We start from the raw sequence: 21820 nt of genomic DNA, 5'->3' as shown, positions 1-21820 counted from the left end.
CGTTGTGTTGATTGCATGTAATTGTGCTGATTGGATCTAAAAAGATCAAAGGGTCAATTTTAAGAACCCCAACGCATAGTGGCAAGCGCCATGCTCGCAACATGGGGGCAGTGATTTTAAAAACAAGGGAATATGCGAGCAATTAACTGCTTTATGGCGTGTTTAGCTCAATTAGGAGCTCCACGCTGCGTCATTTTTACCATTCTACTGCTTTGTGCGTCTTGCAGCGACTTTTTCAATCGCTGCAGTAAAACGCTAGCTGGATTGACGCTCCCCCGACCACCAAAGGCTTATCGCATGAAGCAACACGCCCAGAGTGGCACCATGAGAGATGAACACTTGCCAGCTGATCCAATCAGTAAACAGCGCGTGCCAGCCCCCCATTATGGCCATCCCCAACAACAGCATAACGACTAACCGCATACAAAGCCGCGGCAATCGGCGACGCGCCTCCGCGGCCAGTAAGCGCCACTGAATAACAGTTACAAACGCCACCAGTGCTAAGGCGAAGATAATTAGCGTCTGGCGGGTTTCATGCCCGCCCGCCATATAGCGCGGCAGCGTTGCCAGCATAACGATACATAAGCCCAGCGCAACGCTAATGCGCTCAGGCGAGGTAGGCGCTCGCTGCATCGCTTAAGCCACCTCTAATTGCTGGGCAACGATCCACTCTTCCACCCAGGGCACAGCAGCATCATCGGCCATAAACGTCTCCATGGCGTCGACTTCTAATCGCTCCCCTAATCGCGTCGCGCCATGATCCGCCAGCAGCTCGTCAAGCGCACGACCAGCGCCGCAAAAAGTATCTCCATACGAGCTATCACCGAGTGCAATAAGTCCGTAGCGAAGCTTGGTAAGCGTGGGACTCTGATCACGCAACTGACGCACGAAGGGCACAAAACTGCCGGGAAAATCACCACTACCCGTGGTCGATACACAAAACAGCGCCAAATCAGCGTCACCGCTGGCAATATCATCGACAGATGGCTGTTCAACAATTTCCACAGCGTAACCGGCCTTTTCAAATAGGGGCTTCACTTGCTCTGCCACATCAAGGGCACCGCCATACATGGTGCCCACCAAAATATTCAGCTTCGGCATCGTCACTCCCCTGTCAAAGTGTCACAGTGCCAACCGTTAAGTCGACAAATACCCGATGAATTTGCTCAAATATTAACATGGCTGGTTAGAATGAGACACATCACCCACAACGGGTGATTCACAAGTAGCACACAGGAGTGGCTATGCAGCAAACCTTTGAGACCTGGATTACCCCGTTAATGATTGGCGGTCTAATCATATTTATGTGCTTTATTATCTGGGATCTGGCCAAAAAATCGAATGCAGGCAAATTTGGCACCATCATGCTATTTGTCGTGCTGGGTGCAGGCATGCTGGGCTACGTCATTAAGGTAGTCATCACTTGGCTAATTGAAAGCGGCGGTATTTAAGAGACATCAAGAAACAAGCACCACATGAGCGCTCTTATCAACATGCCCATTAAAACAGAGAAGGAGCGCCCGCAGGCACTCCTTATAATAGGCATGAGTCTTTGTCGGCATGAGCTTTTGAGACTATGATTTTTTAGAGGCGATAAGTTTTAGAGGCTATGAGCGCAGCCAGACAGCTTGGAATGGATTGCGCCCACAGCCTAAAAATAACTACTCGCCGCCTACATATTGCTCAACCTGCTGTTTGAGCTTTTGCCCTGGACGAAACGTCACGACCCTCCGAGCAGAGATGGGGATCTCTTCACCGGTTTTGGGGTTACGTCCCGGTCGCTCGCGCTTATCACGCAGATCGAAGTTACCAAACCCCGATAGCTTTACCTGTTCGTTTTCACGAAGGCAGGCTCGAATTTCTTCAAAAAAAGCTTCGACCATGGCCTTCGCTTCTCGCTTCGACATTGCTAGCTCAGCGTGCAAATGCTCGGCTAGCTCTGCTTTGGTCAACGCACCCATAAGGCTTCTCCTTATCCTTGAAGCAAAAACAGCAACAAACGCTCTGTATAAACATACAACATACAGTAGCAAACGCATTGCCAAGAACGTGATAAGCATCGTGGCGTGGCCCAGATGAATATTAGCCGCGCAGCTCCGCATCCAGCTTGACACGCACTTGTGTCACAATTGAATCGACCAACTGGTTGATTTCCTCGTCGTTTAGCGTGCGCGATGGATGCTGCCAGGTCAAGCCCAATGCAATACTCTTGTGCCCTTCGGCCACACCTTTACCTGCATAAACATCGAATAACTTGATATCTTGCAGATACTCCCCTGCCTGTTGCTTGGCACAATCCAGCAGTGCCTGCACAGGAGTCGTCTCCTTGAGTATAAACGCCAAATCACGCCGCACCTCAGGAAAGCGCGATAGCGGTTCAAAGGCAGGAATCCGGCCTTGGCTAAGCGCATCAAGTCGTACCTCAAACAGCACCGCATCCATCTTCAAGCCAAGCGTTGCGCGCACTTGAGGGTGCAGGGTGCCGATCCAACCTGCGGGCTCTCCACGATGCAGCAGCTGCGCACTTTGACCAGGATGAAGCGCAGGATGTTCTGCAGGCTCAAAGCGCCATGCGTCAGCGTCACCGCCCAAGGCCAGGACACTCTCCAAATCGCCCTTTAGGTCGTAAAAGTCTACGCGGCCTTTAGCATCACTCCAGCCCTCGGCTTCACGTGGGCCACATACCAGGGCACCGAGCATCGGCACTTGTGACAACGCATCCAACTCTCCGTTAAACACGAGCCCAGTTTCAAACAGCCGCACCCGGGTTTGCTGACGGTTGAGGTTATACTCCATGGCGCGCACCAAGCCGGGAAACAAACTAGCACGCATCACCGACAGATCAGCCGAGATAGGGTTAGCTAGCGCCGGGCTTACGGCGTCAGGCAGCATGGTCGCTTGCAGCTCGGGAGCCACAAAGCTGTAGGTAATCGCTTCCTGGAAACCGCGGGCAACCATCTGGCGGCGTAGCCGCGCATGGGTAAGCGTTGCCTCGTCTGCCGAACGAAGCGCCAAGCGTGCCGCCGGGCGGCGAACCGGCAAATTATTGTAGCCATGGATACGCGCCACTTCTTCGATGAGATCTTCTTCGATGGCCAGATCAAAACGCCAACTTGGCGCGGTGACTGCCCAACCGGCCTCCTGTACGCTCACATCAAGCCCTAGGCGCTGCAAGATATCGGTCACATCTTCACTGCCGAGAGTCTTGGAAAGCGCCTTTTCCAAACGCGCACTGCGCAACAGAATCGCGCGCTCTGCAGGCATATGTTCAGCACTTTGTGCCTCAACGACAGGCCCGGCTTGGCCGCCGCAAATCTCAATCAAAAGCTGTGTGGCCCGCTCGACGGCAACGGGCGTCAGCAGTGGATCGACGCCGCGTTCAAAACGGTGCGATGCATCGGTGTGCAGTCCGTAGGAGCGGGCTTGACCAGCAATGGCCAGCGGTGTGAAGAACGCTGATTCAAGGAAAATAGTCTGGGTATTTTCATTAACACCGGAGTTTTCACCGCCCATCACCCCTGCCATGGCTAGCGGGCCGGAATGATCGGCAATGATCAGCGTTTCAGGACGCAGCGCCACTTCATTACCATCAAGCAGCGTTAGCTTCTCGCCTGGCTTGGCCATGCGAACCACTATGCCTTCTTGCAGGTTGTCACGATCAAAGGCGTGCATTGGCTGGCCCAATTCCAGCATCACGTAATTGGTAATATCCACCACCGGGTCAATCGAGCGCACGCCACTGCGGCGAAGACGTTCTACCATCCACAGCGGTGTTTCAGCCTGAACATTGACGCCCTTGATAATGCGGCCGATATAGCGCGGGCACTGCTCGGGTGCTTCAATGCTCACCGGGAAGCTATCCTCAACCTCAGCAGCCACCGGCGCTATTGCTGGCCCATTAACCGACAATCGGTTAAGCACACCGACTTCTCGTGCCAGTCCCTTAATACTCAGGCAGTCCCCTCGGTTAGGCGTCAGGTCGACCTCAATCGTCATATCATTTAAATGCATGAACTCTCTGAAGTCGATTCCCACTGGTGCGGATGACGACAGCACCAGAATGCCGGGCGAGGTCTCTTCTTCAAGCCCCAGCTCCGACGCTGAACAGATCATGCCGCGCGACTCAACGCCGCGTAGCTTGGCTTTTTTGATTTTAAAGTCGCCCGGTAGCACGCCGCCTACCTGGGCAAAGGGAATTTTCTGACCAACATCAACATTGGGCGCTCCGCACACAACCTGCACAGGCTCAGCACTACCATCATTCACGGTGCATACATTGAGCTTGTCCGCGTCAGGGTGCTTCTCTTTACTCAGCACCTCAGCCACCACTACACCGCTGAATGCGGCGGCTACCGCTTCAACAGCGTCGACTTCCAAGCCCGCCATGGTGATTTGGTCGGCCATTGCCTGCGTTTCAAGCTGCGGCGATACCCACTCACGCAGCCACTGTTCTGAAAATTTCATCTTTGATCCTGTATTCGGCGGCGGTCTTAAGCGAATTGACGTAAAAAGCGCAGATCGTTTTCAAAGAACAGGCGCAAATCATTCACGCCGTAGCGCAGCATGGCCAAACGCTCAGCCCCCATTCCGAAGGCAAAACCGGTATAGCGCTCGGTATCAATACCCGAATGACGGAAGACCTCTGGGTGCACCATGCCGCACCCCATCACTTCCAGCCAACCGCTATGGGAGCATACTCGACAACCTGCGCCACTACACATCACGCACTGAATATCCACTTCGGCGGAAGGTTCAGTGAATGGAAAATAGGATGGACGGAAACGCACAGAAAGATCGTCGCGCTCGAAAAATGCCTGCAGAAAGTCTTCGATCGTCCCCTTAAGGTCAGCAAAGCTAACCCCCTCATCGACCAACAGACCCTCCACTTGATGGAACATGGGTGTGTGGGTTAAATCTGAGTCACTGCGATAGACGCGCCCTGGGCAAACGATACGGATGGGTGGTTCGCTGCTTTTCATAGTGCGCACTTGCACCGGTGAGGTATGAGTACGCAGCAGGCGGGTGGCATCAAAATAGAAAGTATCAGCCATACCACGAGCGGGGTGGTGCGCGGGAATGTTGAGGGCTTCGAAGTTGTGATAATCGTCTTCAATTTCAGGCCCTACCGCCACGTCATAACCAATACGTGTGAAAAGACCCTCTATGCGCTCAAGCGTACGCGTGACGGGATGCAACCCACCGCTGGCCTGGCCACGCCCTGGCAATGTGACATCGATACTTTCAGCGGCTAAACGGGCATTAAGCGCAGCACTCTCAAGCTGCTCGCGCTTAGCATCAATTTCATAGGCCAGTGTTTGCTTGGCCTGGTTAATACGCTCACCCGCTGCAGGGCGCTCTTCGGCTGACAGCTTCCCCAGGCCTTTCAGCAAGGCAGTTACCTCACCTTTCTTACCTAAGTAGCGTACTCGTAACTCGTCTAGTGCGGCGACACTCTGCGCAGCCTGTATGGCGTCGCGAGCCTCAGATACCAGAGTAGGAAGGTGATCCATCCGTTTCACTCCGAATTAAGCGGTGTCCATCCAGGAAAATGGCGTGGCACGTTGAAGGTGACAAAAAAACAGGGGAAGAGCGGCTGCTCTTCCCCTGGATGGGTCACTCTGAAATGACCTCAGGCACGTCACACGGGCGCAAGCCCTGTGCATATTACCTTATTGGGCAGCCTTGGCTTTTTCCACGATGGCTGCAAATGCAGCCTTCTCGTGTACTGCCAAATCGGCCAATACTTTACGGTCGATTTCGATACCGGCTTTCTTAAGACCGCCCACAAAGCGGCTGTAAGACATACCGTTGACGCGCGCACCGGCGTTAATACGCTGGATCCATAGCGCGCGAAACTGGCGCTTACGGTTGCGACGGTCACGATAGGCGTACTGACCTGCTTTGATAACGGCCTGCTTGGCAACGCGGAAAACGCGCGAACGGGCACCGTAGTAACCTTTAGCAAGCTTCAATACTTTTTTATGGCGACGACGCGCTACTACGCCACGTTTAACTCGAGTCATAACACACTCCTGACTTTAAGGCTGAGGCAAAAAATTTGTGCGCTCAGAAAAACAAAATCCCGACTTACAGATTCGGCAGCATACGCTGGATAAGCGCTTTGTCGGACGCATGGATCTGTTTCATTCCACGCAGTTGACGCTTACGCTTGGTCGACTTCTTGGTCAAGATGTGGCTACGGAAAGACTGCTTGTGCTTGAAGCCATTAGCAGTCTTCTTGAAGCGCTTGGCAGCGCCGCTGTTGCTTTTGATTTTCGGCATGAGGAAAACTCCGCTCGATATTTTTTAGAAAACCCAGGGCCGACCACCGGTTTAACGGTGGCCCGTTGACATCGCCGTTGGATCACTTCTTTTTCGGGGCAATAATCATGATCATTTGGCGGCCTTCCATTTTCGGAAAAGCCTCTACCACTCCGATCTCTTCCAGGTCTGCCGCGATCCTTTCCATCAGCTTACGGCCGATATCCTGGTGCGCCATTTCACGACCACGGAAGCGCAGTGTGACCTTGCCCTTGTCACCACCTTCCAAAAAGCGCGTCAGGTTTTTAAGCTTGACCTGATAATCGCCTTCATCGGTGCCAGGACGGAATTTAACTTCCTTAACCTGGATTTGCTTCTGCTTCTTCTTTTGAGCCGCTTTCTGCTTCTTGGTCTCAAAAACGAATTTGCCGTAATCCATAATCTTACAGACGATGGGGTCGGCATTCGAAATTTGCACGAGATCTAAGCTTTCAGATTCAGCACGCTCTAGCGCTTCGGTGGTGGGCACGACACCCAACTGTTCACCGTCGCTACCAATAAGGCGTACTTCTTCTTCGACAATTCGCTCGTTCATTGGTGGGCGTTTGTCTGCTGGACGCCCGCGCTGGTTGCTTCTCTTGATCGTTCCGTCTCCTTAGGCAATTGACGATGTCGCCAGGGCTGCTCTCTCGGCAGTATGGCGTTCAATAAATTCATCGACCGTCATTGTACCGAGGTTTTCGCCGCTGCGTGTTCGCACGGCCACTGAGTCAGCTTCGACTTCCTTATCTCCCACCACAAGGAGATAGGGAACTTTCTGTAACGTATGCTCACGGATTTTAAAGCCGATCTTCTCGTTCCTCAAGTCCGCTTTAACACGCAAGCCACTTTTTTGCAGGCGTTTCTCTAATTCAAGCGCATATTCACGCTGGGAATCGGTGATAGTCATGACAACCGCCTGCTGAGGCGCCAGCCATAATGGCATAGCGCCAGCATAATGTTCAATCAAGATGCCAATGAAGCGCTCCATGGAACCAACAATAGCACGATGCAGCATTACCGGCGACTTGCGCTGCCCCTCTTCGGTCACATACTGAGCGCCAAGACGCTCTGGCATCATAAAATCGACCTGCATGGTACCGACCTGCCATTCACGCCCCAGGCAATCTTTCATATGATACTCGATCTTGGGGCCGTAGAACGCACCTTCGCCAGGAAGTTCCTGCCATTCAACGCCGCAGCTTTTTAATGCGCTACGTAACGCATCCTCTGCCCGATCCCAAACTTCATCACTTCCAATACGTTTTTCTGGACGAAGGGCAATTTTAATAGCTATATCATCAAAGCCGAAATCGCCATAAACCTTCAACGCTTGGCGATGAAAAGCAGTTACTTCAGGCTCAACCTGAGCTTCTGTACAAAAAACATGGCCATCATCCTGGGTAAATGCCCGTACACGCATAATGCCGTGCAATGCACCCGAGGGCTCGTTACGGTGGCATCCACCAAACTCACCAAAACGTACGGGCAATTCGCGATAGCTTCGCAAGCCGGAATTAAACACCTGAACGTGTCCAGGGCAGTTCATCGGTTTGAGAGCATACTCACGCTTTTCGGACTCGGTAAAGAACATGCCGTCCGCGTAGTTATCCCAGTGCCCTGATTTCTTCCATAGTGAAACGTCCATAATCTGAGGACAGCGTATTTCTTGATAACCACCCTCTTTGTAGACGCCTCGCATATATTGTTCGATCTGCTGCCATAGCGCCCAGCCGTTTGGATGCCAGAATATCATCCCCGGCGCCTCTTCCTGCATGTGGAAGAGATCCAGTCGACGCGCCAACTTACGGTGATCGCGCTTCTCCGCCTCTTCGAGACGTTTGACGTAAGCCTTAAGCTGTTTCTTGTCGCCCCATGCGGTGCCGTAGATACGCGTCAGCATGGTATTGGCAGCGTCTCCGCGCCAATAGGCCCCCGCCAGCTTAGTTAGTTTGAAGGCTTTTAAGTGGCGAGTATTAGGCACGTGCGGCCCGCGGCACATGTCGGTGTACTCTTCGTGATGATAAAGCCGGATCGTCGCATCATCAGGGATATCGCGAACAATTTCCTGCTTGTAGGGCTCATCACGATGCAAAAAGGTCAGCATTGCCTGGTCACGATCAACATACTCGCGCACCACATCGTACTCACGCTCGATCAGTAACTGCATACGCGCTTCGATAGCTTCCAGGTCTTCCGGTGTAACGGATTGACCAAACTCAATATCGTAGTAGAAACCATCTTCAATAACTGGCCCGATGGCCATTTTGGCCTCGGGATACATCTGCTTAACCGCATGACCAATGAGGTGAGCGCAGGAGTGGCGAATAATTTCCAGCCCTTCAGCATCTCGGGCAGTAATTATCGCCACCGTTGCGTCTTGCTCAATCAGGTCAGCGGCATCTACCAGCACACCATCGACCTTTCCAGCGATGCAGGCCTTAGCCAAACCAGGGCCAATGGATTCTGCGAGCTGCATAATGGTTAGCGGTGCTTCAAACGTCTTTTGACTGCCGTCGGGCAGAGTAACAATAGGCATTCGGGTTCCTTGAGCGCAGTGGTGATCCATACCAAGGATCACATTTCGCTATCAATGGTCTTTGGGGAGTGCAAAACAAAAACAGCAGCAAGACTAGCAGACTTGCTGACGGCTTAAAATAAAAACGGGAGGCATAAGCCTCCCGTTTATTTACCTGTGGAATACCGCTAGCATTTTATTGCCATACAGCAAACCTCAGAAGATAAGTAAACTTAGTTCCACTCATCCAGTTCAACGCGACGATTCTGGAAGCGGCCTTCTTCAGTCTCGTTAGAAGCGATCGGACGCTCTTCACCGTAACCTACGGCACGCATACGGTTAGCTTCAACGCCACGGCTTGCTAAGTAGTTAGCAACAGATTGAGCACGCTCTTGTGACAAGTTTTTGTTGTACTCGTCAGAACCGCGTGAATCAGTGTGTCCTTCGATGCTTACGCGAACATCAGGATTGCTAACCAGACGCTCAGCAACACCGTTCAATACATCCTGCGCGGTGGAAGTCAACTGCGCAGAGTCAAATTCGAAGTTAACTTCACGTAGCACAACGCTATCTGGGCAACCCAGGGCGTTCACTTCTACGCCAGCAGGCGTATTCGGGCACTGATCACGGTAATCAGGCACACCGTCGTTATCGGAATCAAGCGGGCAACCATTGGCATTCACTTCAACGCCAGCAGGTGTGCCTGGGCACTGATCACGGTAGTCCGGCACGCCGTCACCGTCAGAATCCAACGGGCAACCTTCGGCGTCAACTGCAACACCAGCAGGCACTTCACCATAGCTCGGGCACTGAGGAGCAACCGGCTCAGGCGTACGATCAGCACATAGCAGACCGCCGATAGCAGCGCCGGCAACAGCACCAGTAGCAGCACCGCTCTCTTCATCAGAACTACTGCTGGTGGCGTAGCCAATGCTGCCACCGATAACACTGCCGGCCAGACCACATACCGCAGGATGCTGGTACCAGCTGCGGTCGCTACTAGCGCTTGCTTGGCCGGAAGACTGTGAGGCCGAGCTGGCACAGCCAGAAAGGCCAACTACCAGTGCAGAACCGATTAGCAAACCAGTCGTTGATTTTTTCATGCAAGACTCCTTCTTGATCCAATGCTGAAATGGTCATAATGACCAAATCTGTCCAATGCTTCTTATTTGCGAGAGCATCCATTTTTCGCCTGTCCTGTATCACCAGTTTTGCGCCAAGCTATCAATACTAATATCTGTGTACTAAATGCTCATCACCCAGTAAATACAAGACGGTGTGCCCATCATTAACGCTTACGCGCTGAAAGACAACAATGCCAAGATATCAACTTCTTGCCAATACCGACATCCTTCAGCATAGCAAAATTGCCGCAATGGGCACTAAAAAATAGTTTGCTATGCTTTTGGGCGGCTTAAACCGCTCAAAACCAGTCATTAATGCAGCGCTTTACTGCCTTGGGAACGCCATTTCAGCACTGCCCGAGCAGACTCTAATACAGCATCGCGCATCTCATTTTCTACCATCAACCGCTCTTTGTCTTCCTGCATACGCTCTCGGGGGGACAATTGTTGACGGGCGGTATGGGTATTCAAGTGCTGAGTGCGGCTATAATGCTCGGCAAATGCTTTAAATTCAGTTCGTTCCGTCAAACTAGGATCAATGATCTCAAGTAGCACCTTACAACGCCAGGCACCCTCGGTAATATCGACCTGCTCCTGAACCAGCGCGCTTGCTACATAATCTAGGTTGTCTAAGCTATTTTGTTGAGCACGAGCATCTTCATCGCGACGATAAGCTTCTCGACGACCTACCTCTTTGCGTAACGACCATGCGTAGAAACACAACCCTACAATGACTACAATCGCTACGATGAGTAATACCAACGCTACCGTTGAGTTCATGAAACTCCTCATTAAGCGAATAAATTACTTGACGAAAATTGTACACCCTTATACCACCATTATGCCAATGGCATCCAGAATTGAGTTTCATTTAGCTAGCTGAATGGATGCCCCACTGATCATTCGCTGGGCAGAATTACCAAACCAGCGTTGCAGCGTAGTGATCAAGTATTAACGCTCCGAACACACCCAATAGGTAGCGTATCGAGAACCAGAACGCACCGATGGGAGCCGCAGGATCCTGCCCACGCCACACTCGCCAATTCCAGACCATAAAGCGGGCATTAAGACATACCACGATGAATAGATATAGTGCGCCACTCATACCTATCATCACAGGCAATAGTGTGGTTAACACTGTTAACCATGCATACAGCCAAATTTGTAGCCGTGTAAAAGGAATGCCGTGGGTAACAGGCAGCATAGGGATACCTGCCCGCGCGTAGTCATCGCGCTTATGAATCGCCAGCGCCCAGAAATGTGGTGGCGTCCAGGCAAAAATAATCAGCATTAAAAGCAAAGGCTCGGGGGTAATTTGCCCAGTAATAGCGACCCATCCCAGCAGCGGCGGTGCAGCACCAGCCACCCCGCCGATAACGATATTTTGTGGTGTCGCCCGTTTTAAAAAAGCGGTATAAATCAGTGCATAACCAATTAAGGAAGCAAAGGTTAGCGCAGCCGTTAAATGGTTAACCTGCCATGCCAATAGCGCAACACCCGCGACCGAAAGCAAGCACGCCCAACCTAGCGCAACCGCCACGGGCAGCCGCTTACTTGCCACAGGACGGCGAGACGTTCGGGTCATGACCGCATCCAAGTGGCGGTCTATGACATGGTTAAAAGCTGCTGCACCGCAAGAGGCCAAACCGATACCCGCTAAACCAAGAATAACGTTCGTCAATGGCGGTAGGCCCGGGGTGGCTAATGCCATGCCTACGGCAGTGCACACCAACATAACGGCAACAACTTTCATTTTGCACAGGCCCAGCAGCTCTTTCCAGCCCCACACCATAGAAGGCACTGCCGTGGGTAGCGTCATTGTTATATTTCGCATGGCATGCTTCCCTTTTATTGAGCGATAACGTTGTTATACGGTGAATGAGTCGTCGTTGAGTAAACGCCAGACTCTTGGTAGCGCCAACGCCACCAGGCCCACACAAGCCCGACGGCCAGCGCAATGGCGCCTGCTGTGTGAAGAAGAGCCAGCCATAGCGGCAACCAAAGCACCACATTGGCCACCCCCAATGCCGCCTGCAGCGCATACAAACCGACAACCATTGCTAGCGGCCTTACAACACTCTGCCAATGCCGATAACGCCACCATAGTGCTATTAGCCCGACACCAAGCAACAATGCCCCCAGGCGATGAGTTACTTGAATCGCGGTACGTGCATCGGCATGTAAATGCCCATGTAGGTAATTGGGCCCCACAGTCTGGGTGAGATGAAAACCCTCGCTGATATCCATGGTGGGTATCCACTGTCCATTACAAGTAGGAAAACCTTGGCAGGCAATGCCGGCATAATTGCTGGACACCCAGCCACCGAGAGCCAATTGCACTACCAGTAAACATGCCGCAACACCCCACCACGCATTAGCTCGCCGAGGCTCACTAGTTGGCCTTGGCGCCACGGCGAGGCGTAAGCGAAGATGCAGCCAAAAGAACAGCAGCAATACACTCAAACCGCCCAGTAAGTGAAGGGTAACGACTTGAGGCCATAACTTGAGCGTAACAGTGAAGGCACCAAAGGCGCCCTGAAGCAAAATAACCACCAGCAGAATCAAGCTTAGGCGCCACGGATAATCGCGACGATGTCGCAACGGCCAGCCCAAGGCTACAACGCTAATGACCACCAATCCGAGCAGCGTTGCTATATAGCGATGCACCATTTCTACCCACGCTTTAAAGGGCTCCAACGGCACATCGGGATGGCGAAGCGTGGCGAGATCATTATCGGGAACCAATAATTTGCCGTAGCAACCTGGCCAGTCAGGACAACCTAAACCAGCATCGACTAAGCGTGTCCAGGCGCCTACCAGCATCACTACGGTAGTAAACAGAGTACCGAGCAGTGTTAATCGCACTAACCAGCGCAAGCGGCGCTCAAATGAATCGTGCATGGCGTTTCCTTAACAGCAGAGGTTAGCGCGCTTTATTGAGGATTCACTTTAAGTAGATGCTGGATATCCTCAAGCACATACTTAGTGGCTACGTTGGCCTCAAAGGCCAGTGCTGGTCGCCCCATTGGATCAAGCAACCAAACCGAGTTGGCTTGATGCCACGGGGGCAAGTGTTGCCATTCGCTGGTCGTTTCTCCTGGTAGTGGTTCGGGATCCCCGCCAATCCGTAAACGGGTCAACCTCGGCGCCTCGCGCCCTAAAGCACGGTGTAAACGCCAAAACTCATCCTTACGTTGTTCGCACTGCTGAGCGCAGTCAAAGGCCAATATCCACTCCTCTTGGTTATTGACCGCCGCTGTTGTTAAAGGCCATTCGTCAAGCATGGGCAACTCCAGCTCCACATTTCCGTGAGCGGTATGGCGATCTGGAATACCGATGCGTAACTCGACCATTCCCCAAGCAGCCACCATGGGCGCCGCAAAAACGACAAAAATAAGGATTAGCTTGAGCCGCTGACGGCGAATATATCTGGCGTCCTGCATACTTTTCACCTCTGTTTATTTTTATTAACTAACACTTTTTTATCAGCGCCGTCGCGACGCAGTTTGTATCCGCCAATAAACATAACTATCAAGGCCGCCAGTGCCAGCCCCCACCACTGAAAGGCATAGCCCATATGCCGACTGGGCGGCATCACATTGGCCTCCCACCATGGGGTCAAGACTCCATCGCCTTCGCTGGCGTGCAACCAGCCTGGGTAACTAAACGCGCCTAGCGAATCGTGCCAGGGTTCAAGGCTAAGCTGCTGCAGCCTTACCCCTTCTCTATTTTCGCCGTATAGCGGCCCGCCGGACTGAACCTCCTGCCACTCGCCTATCACTTCGACCGTACCATTGGGCGTAGCTGTCTGCGGCGTTTCGCGACGCGGCCCGGTGGCTGAGAAGCCACGCTGTACCAGCCAAAGCTGACCGAAACTATCACGCAGCGGGGTTAGTACGGCCACCCCCACTCTTCCGTCTACAACGCGATTATCCAAATAGAGCGTTTGCTCCGCCAAATACTGCCCACGCAACGTTACCTGGGCGCCTTGCGCTGGCTGCTCGGTAGGCTGCACTAAGGCAGGGGCAGCATCGCGAACGGCGATGGCTAATCGCTTGTCATCTGCCCGTTCCCACTGCCATAGTCCTAAACTAATACCTAACGCCACCAGCAAACTCCAAAACAGATACCAACCATAAAAACGCCATTGTCGAGAGGGATTCATCATGTGGTTACAACTACTCATTGCCGCCGTGTTTATTGCGATGGTTATCAGCTTGGCCGCAGGCGCCATTTTCCTGATTAGAGATAACGTCTCTTCCCGCCGCCTATTACTCTCTCTCAAATGGAGAATTGGATTAGCCTGTCTGCTCATGGCCCTCATTATTTTCGGCTATTGGTCGGGCCAGTTAGGCTAATGCCGTTATAAGACGTAGACAAAAATAAACAGCCCAACCCACACCACATCAACAAAGTGCCAATACCAGCAAGAAGCCTCAAAACCGAAATGGTTTTCGTCGCCAAAGTGCCCCTTTATAATGCGTACCAGCATAGCGGCTAAAATCAGCGTGCCGATAATCACGTGCACACCATGAAAGCCGGTTAAAATAAAGAATGTGGCTCCGAAAATCCCGGCTTCCAAGGTAATGCCGTAATGGGCGTAGGCCTCGTAATATTCGATACCCTGGATCATGATAAAGCAGCAACCCAATAGCACAGTTCCCGTTAACCAGTTGCGGCATGTTTTCCGGTCACCCACTTTTAAAGCTTCGTGAGCAACGGTGAGCGTGATGCTGGAAGTTATCAAAATCAGCGTATTGACGAGAGGCAGTTGCCACGGGCTAAAGACTTGTTCAGGGCCGGCAATGGATGTGTCTGGTGGATTTAGCAAAGGCCACGTGGCGACAAAATCGGGCCACAGTAATGCAGAAACACCTTTTGCCCCCTCACCACCTAACCATGGAATAGCAAACATGCGTACATAAAACAGCGCGCCAAAAAAGGCGGCAAAAAACATTACTTCCGAAAAAATAAACCAGCCCATCCCCCAGCGAAATGAGCGATCCATCTGCTCGTCATAAAGCCCACCACGAGACTCACTAATGACGTCACGGAACCAGAGCCCCATCACCGCAAGAATGCCCACCACGCCGATTAACACCAGCGGTAGCCCGGTGTCGTAAACGAGTTTAATACCCGTGCCGACCATCATGGCGCCTAAGGCAACCGAGCCGAGAACAGGCCATCGGCTACTCGCCGGAACATAATAGCTACCACTGCTCATATCGCTTCTCCCGCCGCTTTATTGTTTTTGGGATCGTTTTTGAGATAGATCTGGAGATCGCTCTTAGTACTGTTCTTAGAACTGTTCTTAGAACTATGATTAAGCATGTTATCTAGTGAAGCGCTTTGAATCGTATGCTCGACCGGATACAGGGTATATACCAGCGTAATGGTATTAATATCTGTAGGTAGATCACGAGATAACTGGAATACCAAAGGAATAGTTAAACGCTCATCACCCTGCAAGTGTTGCTCTTGAAAGCAAAAACAGCTGATTTTGCGTAAATGTGTGGTGGCAGTAGAGGGAGACACGCTAGGTACTGCCCGCCCCCAGCTTTCACTGGGACTATTATTGGTAAAAGTAAAATCGACTTCCGCCATTTGGCCTGGATGCACGCTCATCTGGCGCATTTCAACGCTCATCTGCCACGGCAGGCCTGGGCTGCCCCGGGTAATAAATTGCACGTTTATATAACGCGATTCATCCACCTCCTCATGCACAATGCTTTGAGCTGTGGCATCCACTTTGCCGTTAATGCCGGTAATTTGACAAAAAACGTCATAAAGCGGCACTAAAGCAAAGGCAAACCCGAACATACCGACCAGTACGGCGACTGTCCTAATGACCGTGCGGCGCACTCCCACGCTGGCCTGCTCTTGATCGTCCATAATACCTCTTAGGCCCAATGACCCGTGTGGTTTATGCCATCTTAATGAGACGTACGGTGAAACACTGGTGGTTCTTCAAACGTGTGCAGTGGTGCTGGACTAGGCACTGTCCACTCTAAATCCTCTGCACCCTCCCAGGCTTTTGCTGGCGCTTTTTTGCCGCCGCGCACGCAAAGTATGACGCCCAACACAAATAGCAACTGAGATGCGCCAAAGAAGAAGGCACCGATGCTTGAGAGTAAATTAAAGTCCGCAAACTGAAGGGCGTAGTCAGGGATCCGCCGCGGCATTCCCGCCAAGCCCGCAAAGTGCATTGGGAAGAAAGTTAGATTGACACCAATAATCGAGAACCAGAAGTGCCACTGGGCCAGCTTCTCATTAGGGTAATGCCCGGTCCATTTAGGCAGCCAGTAATAGACCCCCGCCATAATCGCAAAGATCGCCCCCGGGACTAACACATAGTGGAAGTGGGCAACGACAAAGTAGGTATCGTGATACTGAAAATCTGCCGGCGCGATCGCCAGCATAAGCCCTGAAAAACCACCAATGGTAAACAGCACCACGAAGGCCAGAGCAAATAGCATCGGCGATTCAAAACTAATCGAGCCACGAAACAGTGTGGTTACCCAGTTAAATACCTTCACGCCGGTTGGCACAGCGATCAGCATGGTGGAATACATGAAAAACAGCTCTGCCACCAAAGGTAGACCCACTATAAACATATGGTGTGCCCAGACTAAAAATGACAGCAGTGCAATGGCCGCCGTGGCGTACACCATGGAAGCGTAACCAAACAGAGGCTTACGCGCGAAGGTGGGGATGATCGCTGAAACAATCCCAAAGGCGGGCAGAATCATGATGTATACTTCGGGATGCCCAAAGAACCAGAATAGATGCTGGAACAACACTGGATCCCCACCGCCTGCTGCGTCAAAGAAGCTAGTGCCAAAGTTGATATCCATCAACATCATCGTGATAACACCCGCTAGCACCGGCATTACCGCAATTAATAGGAAAGCGGTAATTAGCCATGTCCATACGAATAGCGGCATATCCATTAAACGCATACCAGGCGCACGCATATTTAAAATGGTCGCGATGATGTTGATGGCACCAAGAATGGAACTAATACCGGCAATATGTAACGCAAGAATAAAGAAGGTTGTCGAAGGTGGAGCAAAATTCGTTGACAGCGGCGCATAAAACGTCCAACCAAAATTAGGGCCGCCGCCAGGCATAAGTAGCGTTGAAAGTAGCAATGTGAATGAAACAGGAAGAAGCCAAAAGCTGAAGTTATTCAGTCGCGGTAACGCCATATCTGGCGCGCCAATCTGTAGCGGTATCATCCAGTTGGCTAAGCCGGTAAAAGCAGGCATTACCGCAGCAAACACCATAATCAAGCCATGCATGGTGGTCATCTGGTTGAAAAATTCAGGTTCAACCAGTTGCAGCCCGGGCTGGAAAAGTTCCGCCCTAACCACGAGGGCGAATATCCCACCGATGAAAAACATGGTTAGCGAAAAAATCAAATAAAGGGTGCCAATCTCTTTATGATTGGTGGTCAGTAGCCAGCGAAAAATGCCTTTCGGCGGCGCAGCATGTCCATGGGACTGCCCATCGGCGACGGCCGTGGTGCTATGTTGCAGCGGTGGCTGAGGAGGTAGTTTGGGCGCCATGTGTCTCTCCAAAATATTGTTGTTGTCTGATTGAGTGGCAAACCAATATCACTGGGCAATTAACTCAGCTACTGCAGAGGGTTGCACTACATCACCCGTATCATTACCCCAAGCGTTACGCGTATAGGTGACCACAGCCGCTATCTCAACAGGGTTTAAAGTGCTACGGAAAGCAGGCATAGCGGCACCCGATACACCGTTGACCACCTTATCTAAATGCCAATCCATATCATTGATGAGCTGTTCATTATTCGCCAACGCGGGGAAGGCGGGTGGCGAGCCTTGACCTTCGGCCTGATGACAAGAGGAGCAGATCGATTGGTACACCGATTCGCCGCGCTCCACGAGTTCATCCATTGCCCATTCACGGTCAACCCCCATGGCTTCCTGTTCAGCAGCCTCTTTACGCTCAGCCAGCCAGCCATCAAACTCTTCTTCCTCCACGGCGCGCACCACCACAGGCATAAAGCCGTGGTCGATACCACACAGCTCCGCGCACTGCCCGCGGTAAATACCCGGCTCATTGATCTTCACCCAGTTTTCATTAATAAAGCCGGGAATCGTATCTTGCTTAACCGCTAAATCCGGCACCCACCAAGAGTGAATAACGTCATCTGAGGTCATAAGAAAGCGTACTTTACGGTTTATCGGCAGCACCAGCGGCTCATCAACCTCTAGTAAATAGTGCTCTCCGCGAGTTTCTTCTCCACTGATTTGCGTTCTCGGCGTACTCATATTGGAGGTGAATGCCACATCTTCCCCCAGGTATTCATAACGCCAACGCCACTGCTGGCCGGTGATCATTACGTCCAGCTCAGCGTCTGATGAGTCGTACATGTTTTTTAAAGTTGCGGTGGCAGGCACCGCCATACCCACCAGGATCAAGACAGGGATAGCCGTCCATAACACTTCCACACTAGTGTGCTCATGAAAGTGGGCGGCCTTTGCACCTTTGGAATGGCGATAGCGAAACAGGGAGTAGAACATTGCCCCAAACACCACCAATCCAATCACGACACATATCCAAAATATGGTCATGTGCAGGCCGTAAATATCGCTACTCACATCGGTAACGCCGACAGGCATGTTCCAACCGTTCGTTTGAGCCTGCGATCCACTTGCAGCAAGGGATACGGCCATTAGCCACCACCGTGAACGCATAGAGACCTCCAGTTTTATTGTTGTTATTTCTTATCGTTAGATTAGGGTAGGATGAAATGAGATATTAGCAGTATAGAAAATATGTGCGATTCGTCACGCTTTGCTTCTTTAACGCTATCAACGCTTTTCAGCGGGCCGCAAACATGGCCAAAAAAATAAGCATCAAAACGAACAGTAGCGTGATCACCACCCCCGTAACGAGGTAGGCCGCGGGCCTGCCACTGCTAAAATCCTCTTCCCGCTTTTGATTACTTTGAACGCCTAGCAGGGCTGCTAACACTGACTTGATTACAGACCACATACTACCTCCGTTTTTTTGGCTCTCGTATCTATCTAAGACTGAAGGGTTAGCTTCTATAATCATAGGCCTATATAAGCATTTACAGCCACGTAAATGACCACCTATAGTTTCTCAATATGACATACTCAGCTAATTCTCAGGATCAGCGCCACCCAATGGAGTGCCTTATGCTCAAGCCCCACCTCGCCTTACCCATCACACTGTTTGTGATTATTCCACTGCTACTGGCAGGCTGTACGACTTACACTTGGCCGGATGGGTCTCAGGAAACCGTCATCGGCGTGGTGCCTGAAGAAGAGAATCAACGCTATGAGGAAGAACGCGTAGATGGCGTGCGCTATCGCATTCCCGATGAAATCCCGGAAAAGCGCGGCGAGTAATTATCAAAGTGTGGGTAGCGAAACCGGTCACGCCTTTCGCTTGGTATGCGCGGTAGCGGGTGCTGTCAATGGGTCTTCAGGCCAAGGGTGCTTTGGATAGCGACCGCGCATCTCTTTGCGTACTTCGGGGTAACCCTTCTGCCAAAAACTAACTAAGTCTTGGGTGACTTGCAAAGGCCGGCGCGCGGGTGAAAGCAGATGGATCATTACGGCAACGGCACCATCAATAACGGTGGGCGTTACCCGACAGCCAAAGGCCTCTTGCAGTTTCAACGCTAACACAGGCGGCCGCTGGGAAAGACACGGCAGGTAGTCCAAGCCAACCCGCTTGCCGCTAGGAACCTCAAGCGCTAACGGGGTTAACCGCTCGAATTCATTTTGTGCCTCCCAGGTCAGTGAATTGAGCAAATAGCGTTCTAGCGGCAATTTCTCAATTTGACTCAACCGTTTAATACCGATCAGGTAAGGGGCTAGCCAGCTCTCTAATGAGGCTAATAGCGCAGGCTTCGACCAATCGGGCCACTCGTCACCCTGGTACTCGCGCAGTAGCGCCATTCGCCCGCGCAACTGCTGTAAATTATCGCCAAATAACTGCTCGGGCCGCTGGCGTAGTGCATTCAATAGCGCCTCTTTCACCGCCTCCTCAGGTAAGTCTGCTAAAGGTCTCTTGGCAATGACGAGGCTGCCGTGTGCTTGCACCTCTTCACCCATTAAACGGCCCTGTTCTTGCGACCACGCAACTCGTGGCTGCCATTGGCGAATACCAGGATATAGCGAAAGCAGCGACTCAAGTGATAACGGTTCGCCTGAGATGATCCGCGCCTGGTCGCCAGCCGCGCCATTTAATGCGACGGCGACAACATAGGCTTGATGCGCCAACGTATCGTTTAACGGCAGCGTAGCGGTTTTACCATTGGCAAGCCGAAACTTACCCGGCTCTATTGACTGGCCAAGGCGCTCAGGGTATGCCAGCGCTAAGAGTGGCCCAAGTGGAACTAGAACGGCTTTATTAAGTGCCGCTCCAGCTCGTTTAGCCAGCCTAAGCGCTTCGCGATGCCAACTGGGGAAGCGTTTAGGCTGACGAAGACGCAGTGCTAACATATCATGCAGGGATCGCTCGTTGCTGTCGCGCTCTTCAAGGAGTGCCGCCACCCCACAGGCTAGTGGCACAGCATTAAACTCTGAAGCCCGCTCCAGCATCACAGCAACTCTCGGTTCAACTGGCCACTTGGCACAGCGACTACCTAGAGGAGTAAGCTTGTGCTCGTGATCTAACACGCCTAACTGCTGGAGCAGTGATTGGCCACTGCGCCAGGCTCCCTCCGGCGGGGGCGTTACCCAGCTTAGCGATTGGGGTGAGGCGACGCCCCAACACGCCAGTTCGAGCACTAGCGAAGAGAGATCCGCCTGCTGAATTTCCGGCTCACCATAAGGTGCCAACGTTTGCTCCTGGGCCCAGAGCCGAAAGCAACTGCCTTCCCGCTGGCGCCCTGCACGCCCCCGACGCTGATCAGCACTGGCGCGATTGATCCGCCGGGTCGTTAAACGGGTTAGCCCGGTACGCGGCTGAAAAAGCGGCACTCGCTCCAGGCCACCGTCAATCACCACATTCACCCTCTCCACGGTAATGCTCGACTCGGTGATCGCGGTGGAGACAATAATTCGCTGCTTGGATGTGTTCGCCGCCAGGGCTGACTGCTGTTCAGCAATACTCATTCTGCCGTGCAGTGGTCGAATCGCCAGATCAGGAAATGTCTTTTCCAGTACTTGCACTAAGCGATTAATCTCAGCGACACCGGGCAAGATGACCAGTATGTCCTGGGCATCGGGCAGTGACAGCGCCTCTTCAACCACCCGAAGCGCGTGGCGGGCACTCTCTTCACCGCTTAGTGAAGGTCGATAAGCTGTTGTCACCGGATACTGGCGCCCATGGCACTCAATAACAGGCACCTGCTCGCCCAACACCCGCTTGAGCGCTTCGACATCTAGGGTTGCCGACATCACCAGCAGGCGCAAATCATCGCGAATACTGGTCTGCACATCCAGCGTTAGCGCCAAGCCCAAATCGGCGTCTAAACTGCGCTCGTGAAACTCATCAAAAATAATCCCAGCAACGCCTTCTAGCAGCGGGTCATCTTGCAGCATGCGGGTGAGCACGCCCTGGGTCACTACTTCCAAGCGGGTTTGCGCGCTCACACAGCTGTCACCGCGCATGCGATATCCCACCGTTTGACCAACGTCTTCACCCAATTGCTGTGCCATAAAGCTGGCCGCCAATCGCGCAGCTACACGCCGTGGCTCCAGTAACAGTAGCTTGTGCCCTTTGACCCACTCTTCTTCAAGTAAGCAGAGCGGCACGCGGGTGGTTTTACCCGCCCCCGGCTGGGCAATCAGCATCAGCCGATTATGGCTAGCCAAGACGTCTTTAAGCTGATCAAGATACTGCTCAATAGGCAAAGCGCTCATGT

24 protein-coding genes are annotated in these 21820 nt (G+C 52.3%); 3 read left to right on the top strand and 21 right to left on the bottom strand.

The window, feature by feature from the left end; genetic code table 11:
• Window positions 1-255: 255 nt before the first annotated feature.
• Complete coding sequence (locus tag KF947_RS00170) at window positions 256-633, bottom strand: hypothetical protein (RefSeq protein ID WP_223289026.1); 378 nt, start codon at window positions 631-633, stop codon at window positions 256-258.
• 3 nt (window positions 634-636) lie between these two features.
• Window positions 637-1101 carry a flavodoxin gene (locus tag KF947_RS00165; protein WP_227405138.1) on the bottom strand — a complete coding sequence of 155 codons (465 nt, stop codon included), beginning with the start codon at window positions 1099-1101 and terminating at the stop codon, window positions 637-639.
• A gap of 143 nt (window positions 1102-1244) precedes the next feature.
• Here KF947_RS00165 and KF947_RS00160 point away from each other — a divergent pair, with 143 nt between their 5' ends.
• A complete protein-coding gene (locus tag KF947_RS00160; RefSeq protein WP_133732896.1) occupies window positions 1245-1451 on the top strand; it encodes a DUF2788 domain-containing protein in 207 nt (68 codons plus the stop codon).
• Window positions 1452-1661: 210 nt separating this feature from the next.
• Here KF947_RS00160 and KF947_RS00155 read toward each other — a convergent pair whose 3' ends face one another.
• The 13 genes from KF947_RS00155 to KF947_RS00095 all read right to left on the bottom strand — a co-directional run bounded on the left by KF947_RS00155 (window position 1662) and on the right by KF947_RS00095 (window position 14110).
• Window positions 1662-1961, bottom strand: coding sequence for an integration host factor subunit alpha (locus KF947_RS00155; RefSeq protein ID WP_133732897.1), 300 nt, complete (start codon window positions 1959-1961; stop codon window positions 1662-1664).
• A gap of 121 nt (window positions 1962-2082) precedes the next feature.
• A complete protein-coding gene (pheT, locus tag KF947_RS00150) occupies window positions 2083-4464 on the bottom strand; it encodes a phenylalanine--tRNA ligase subunit beta (RefSeq protein ID WP_133732898.1) in 2382 nt (793 codons plus the stop codon).
• 26 nt (window positions 4465-4490) lie between these two features.
• The gene (gene pheS, locus KF947_RS00145) at window positions 4491-5510 is read right to left on the bottom strand and encodes a phenylalanine--tRNA ligase subunit alpha (protein WP_227405137.1); all 1020 of its coding nucleotides are present in this window, start codon (window positions 5508-5510) and stop codon (window positions 4491-4493) included.
• Between the two features lie 159 nt (window positions 5511-5669).
• Window positions 5670-6023, bottom strand: a complete 354-nt coding sequence (gene rplT, locus KF947_RS00140) for a 50S ribosomal protein L20 (RefSeq protein WP_007114344.1) — start codon at window positions 6021-6023, stop codon at window positions 5670-5672.
• Window positions 6024-6087: 64 nt separating this feature from the next.
• Complete coding sequence (gene rpmI, locus KF947_RS00135; protein ID WP_009724291.1) at window positions 6088-6282, bottom strand: 50S ribosomal protein L35; 195 nt, start codon at window positions 6280-6282, stop codon at window positions 6088-6090.
• A gap of 82 nt (window positions 6283-6364) precedes the next feature.
• Window positions 6365-6856 (bottom strand): translation initiation factor IF-3, encoded by a 492-nt coding sequence (gene infC, locus KF947_RS00130; RefSeq protein WP_009287797.1) that lies wholly within the window; start codon window positions 6854-6856, stop codon window positions 6365-6367.
• A 60-nt stretch (window positions 6857-6916) separates the two neighbouring features.
• Window positions 6917-8839, bottom strand: coding sequence for a threonine--tRNA ligase (gene thrS, locus KF947_RS00125; protein WP_227405136.1), 1923 nt, complete (start codon window positions 8837-8839; stop codon window positions 6917-6919).
• 212 nt (window positions 8840-9051) lie between these two features.
• Window positions 9052-9921, bottom strand: a complete 870-nt coding sequence (locus tag KF947_RS00120) for an OmpA family protein (protein WP_133732900.1) — start codon at window positions 9919-9921, stop codon at window positions 9052-9054.
• A gap of 333 nt (window positions 9922-10254) precedes the next feature.
• Window positions 10255-10722 (bottom strand): DUF2489 domain-containing protein, encoded by a 468-nt coding sequence (locus tag KF947_RS00115; RefSeq protein WP_133732901.1) that lies wholly within the window; start codon window positions 10720-10722, stop codon window positions 10255-10257.
• 136 nt (window positions 10723-10858) lie between these two features.
• On the bottom strand, window positions 10859-11776 hold the full coding sequence (cyoE, locus tag KF947_RS00110) for a heme o synthase (protein WP_133732902.1): 918 nt from the start codon (window positions 11774-11776) through the stop codon (window positions 10859-10861).
• A 14-nt stretch (window positions 11777-11790) separates the two neighbouring features.
• On the bottom strand, window positions 11791-12843 hold the full coding sequence (locus tag KF947_RS00105; RefSeq protein ID WP_227405135.1) for a COX15/CtaA family protein: 1053 nt from the start codon (window positions 12841-12843) through the stop codon (window positions 11791-11793).
• Window positions 12844-12875: 32 nt separating this feature from the next.
• The gene (locus KF947_RS00100) at window positions 12876-13385 is read right to left on the bottom strand and encodes a hypothetical protein (protein WP_227405134.1); all 510 of its coding nucleotides are present in this window, start codon (window positions 13383-13385) and stop codon (window positions 12876-12878) included.
• A 5-nt stretch (window positions 13386-13390) separates the two neighbouring features.
• Complete coding sequence (locus KF947_RS00095) at window positions 13391-14110, bottom strand: SURF1 family protein (RefSeq protein ID WP_133732905.1); 720 nt, start codon at window positions 14108-14110, stop codon at window positions 13391-13393.
• On the opposite strand from KF947_RS00095, the gene KF947_RS00090 reads away from it, so the two are divergent.
• Window positions 14109-14300 (top strand): DUF2909 domain-containing protein, encoded by a 192-nt coding sequence (locus KF947_RS00090; RefSeq protein WP_133732906.1) that lies wholly within the window; start codon window positions 14109-14111, stop codon window positions 14298-14300. The genes KF947_RS00095 and KF947_RS00090 overlap by 2 nt on opposite strands.
• Window positions 14301-14305: 5 nt before the next feature.
• Here the strand turns inward: KF947_RS00090 and KF947_RS00085 are convergent, their stop codons facing one another.
• From KF947_RS00085 to KF947_RS00065, 5 genes are all read right to left on the bottom strand, one after another.
• The gene (locus tag KF947_RS00085) at window positions 14306-15166 is read right to left on the bottom strand and encodes a cytochrome c oxidase subunit 3 (RefSeq protein WP_133732907.1); all 861 of its coding nucleotides are present in this window, start codon (window positions 15164-15166) and stop codon (window positions 14306-14308) included.
• Complete coding sequence (locus KF947_RS00080) at window positions 15163-15834, bottom strand: cytochrome c oxidase assembly protein (protein ID WP_133732908.1); 672 nt, start codon at window positions 15832-15834, stop codon at window positions 15163-15165. The genes KF947_RS00085 and KF947_RS00080 overlap by 4 nt, the downstream gene beginning before the upstream one ends.
• Window positions 15835-15875: 41 nt before the next feature.
• A complete protein-coding gene (ctaD, locus tag KF947_RS00075) occupies window positions 15876-17510 on the bottom strand; it encodes a cytochrome c oxidase subunit I (RefSeq protein WP_133732909.1) in 1635 nt (544 codons plus the stop codon).
• A gap of 48 nt (window positions 17511-17558) precedes the next feature.
• The gene (gene coxB, locus KF947_RS00070) at window positions 17559-18671 is read right to left on the bottom strand and encodes a cytochrome c oxidase subunit II (RefSeq protein WP_133732910.1); all 1113 of its coding nucleotides are present in this window, start codon (window positions 18669-18671) and stop codon (window positions 17559-17561) included.
• A 127-nt stretch (window positions 18672-18798) separates the two neighbouring features.
• The gene (locus tag KF947_RS00065) at window positions 18799-18972 is read right to left on the bottom strand and encodes a DUF2970 domain-containing protein (protein WP_133732911.1); all 174 of its coding nucleotides are present in this window, start codon (window positions 18970-18972) and stop codon (window positions 18799-18801) included.
• 167 nt (window positions 18973-19139) lie between these two features.
• On the opposite strand from KF947_RS00065, the gene KF947_RS00060 reads away from it, so the two are divergent.
• Complete coding sequence (locus KF947_RS00060; RefSeq protein ID WP_133732912.1) at window positions 19140-19352, top strand: hypothetical protein; 213 nt, start codon at window positions 19140-19142, stop codon at window positions 19350-19352.
• Window positions 19353-19379: 27 nt separating this feature from the next.
• Here KF947_RS00060 and hrpB read toward each other — a convergent pair whose 3' ends face one another.
• The gene (hrpB, locus tag KF947_RS00055) at window positions 19380-21818 is read right to left on the bottom strand and encodes an ATP-dependent helicase HrpB (protein WP_133732913.1); all 2439 of its coding nucleotides are present in this window, start codon (window positions 21816-21818) and stop codon (window positions 19380-19382) included.
• Window positions 21819-21820 lie beyond the last annotated feature (2 nt).

It is taken from the genome of Halomonas sp. FeN2 (genome assembly GCF_020595105.1).
Lineage (GTDB): Bacteria > Pseudomonadota > Gammaproteobacteria > Pseudomonadales > Halomonadaceae > Vreelandella > Vreelandella neptunia.
This window is presented reverse-complemented; position numbering and strand designations above follow the sequence as displayed.

What these genes read in the sequence shown, in the direction of transcription:
- KF947_RS00115 (WP_133732901.1), bottom strand. Translation starts at nt 10,722, where the DNA reads ATGAACTCAACGGTAGCGTTGGTATTACTCATCGTAGCGATTGTAGTC.
- KF947_RS00155 (WP_133732897.1), bottom strand. Translation starts at nt 1,961, where the DNA reads ATGGGTGCGTTGACCAAAGCAGAGCTAGCCGAGCATTTGCACGCTGAG.
- KF947_RS00065 (WP_133732911.1), bottom strand. Translation starts at nt 18,972, where the DNA reads ATGTGGTCTGTAATCAAGTCAGTGTTAGCAGCCCTGCTAGGCGTTCAA.
- cyoE (WP_133732902.1), bottom strand. Translation starts at nt 11,776, where the DNA reads ATGCGAAATATAACAATGACGCTACCCACGGCAGTGCCTTCTATGGTG.
- KF947_RS00170 (WP_223289026.1), bottom strand. Translation starts at nt 633, where the DNA reads ATGCAGCGAGCGCCTACCTCGCCTGAGCGCATTAGCGTTGCGCTGGGC.
- KF947_RS00060 (WP_133732912.1), top strand. Translation starts at nt 19,140, where the DNA reads ATGCTCAAGCCCCACCTCGCCTTACCCATCACACTGTTTGTGATTATT.
- KF947_RS00090 (WP_133732906.1), top strand. Translation starts at nt 14,109, where the DNA reads ATGTGGTTACAACTACTCATTGCCGCCGTGTTTATTGCGATGGTTATC.
- hrpB (WP_133732913.1), bottom strand. Translation starts at nt 21,818, where the DNA reads ATGAGCGCTTTGCCTATTGAGCAGTATCTTGATCAGCTTAAAGACGTC.
- KF947_RS00080 (WP_133732908.1), bottom strand. Translation starts at nt 15,834, where the DNA reads ATGGACGATCAAGAGCAGGCCAGCGTGGGAGTGCGCCGCACGGTCATT.
- KF947_RS00160 (WP_133732896.1), top strand. Translation starts at nt 1,245, where the DNA reads ATGCAGCAAACCTTTGAGACCTGGATTACCCCGTTAATGATTGGCGGT.
- KF947_RS00085 (WP_133732907.1), bottom strand. Translation starts at nt 15,166, where the DNA reads ATGAGCAGTGGTAGCTATTATGTTCCGGCGAGTAGCCGATGGCCTGTT.
- pheS (WP_227405137.1), bottom strand. Translation starts at nt 5,510, where the DNA reads ATGGATCACCTTCCTACTCTGGTATCTGAGGCTCGCGACGCCATACAG.
- KF947_RS00120 (WP_133732900.1), bottom strand. Translation starts at nt 9,921, where the DNA reads ATGAAAAAATCAACGACTGGTTTGCTAATCGGTTCTGCACTGGTAGTT.
- coxB (WP_133732910.1), bottom strand. Translation starts at nt 18,671, where the DNA reads ATGCGTTCACGGTGGTGGCTAATGGCCGTATCCCTTGCTGCAAGTGGA.
- KF947_RS00105 (WP_227405135.1), bottom strand. Translation starts at nt 12,843, where the DNA reads ATGCACGATTCATTTGAGCGCCGCTTGCGCTGGTTAGTGCGATTAACA.
- ctaD (WP_133732909.1), bottom strand. Translation starts at nt 17,510, where the DNA reads ATGGCGCCCAAACTACCTCCTCAGCCACCGCTGCAACATAGCACCACG.
- rplT (WP_007114344.1), bottom strand. Translation starts at nt 6,023, where the DNA reads ATGACTCGAGTTAAACGTGGCGTAGTAGCGCGTCGTCGCCATAAAAAA.
- rpmI (WP_009724291.1), bottom strand. Translation starts at nt 6,282, where the DNA reads ATGCCGAAAATCAAAAGCAACAGCGGCGCTGCCAAGCGCTTCAAGAAG.
- KF947_RS00095 (WP_133732905.1), bottom strand. Translation starts at nt 14,110, where the DNA reads ATGATGAATCCCTCTCGACAATGGCGTTTTTATGGTTGGTATCTGTTT.
- KF947_RS00100 (WP_227405134.1), bottom strand. Translation starts at nt 13,385, where the DNA reads ATGCAGGACGCCAGATATATTCGCCGTCAGCGGCTCAAGCTAATCCTT.
- KF947_RS00165 (WP_227405138.1), bottom strand. Translation starts at nt 1,101, where the DNA reads ATGCCGAAGCTGAATATTTTGGTGGGCACCATGTATGGCGGTGCCCTT.
- thrS (WP_227405136.1), bottom strand. Translation starts at nt 8,839, where the DNA reads ATGCCTATTGTTACTCTGCCCGACGGCAGTCAAAAGACGTTTGAAGCA.
- pheT (WP_133732898.1), bottom strand. Translation starts at nt 4,464, where the DNA reads ATGAAATTTTCAGAACAGTGGCTGCGTGAGTGGGTATCGCCGCAGCTT.
- infC (WP_009287797.1), bottom strand. Translation starts at nt 6,856, where the DNA reads ATGAACGAGCGAATTGTCGAAGAAGAAGTACGCCTTATTGGTAGCGAC.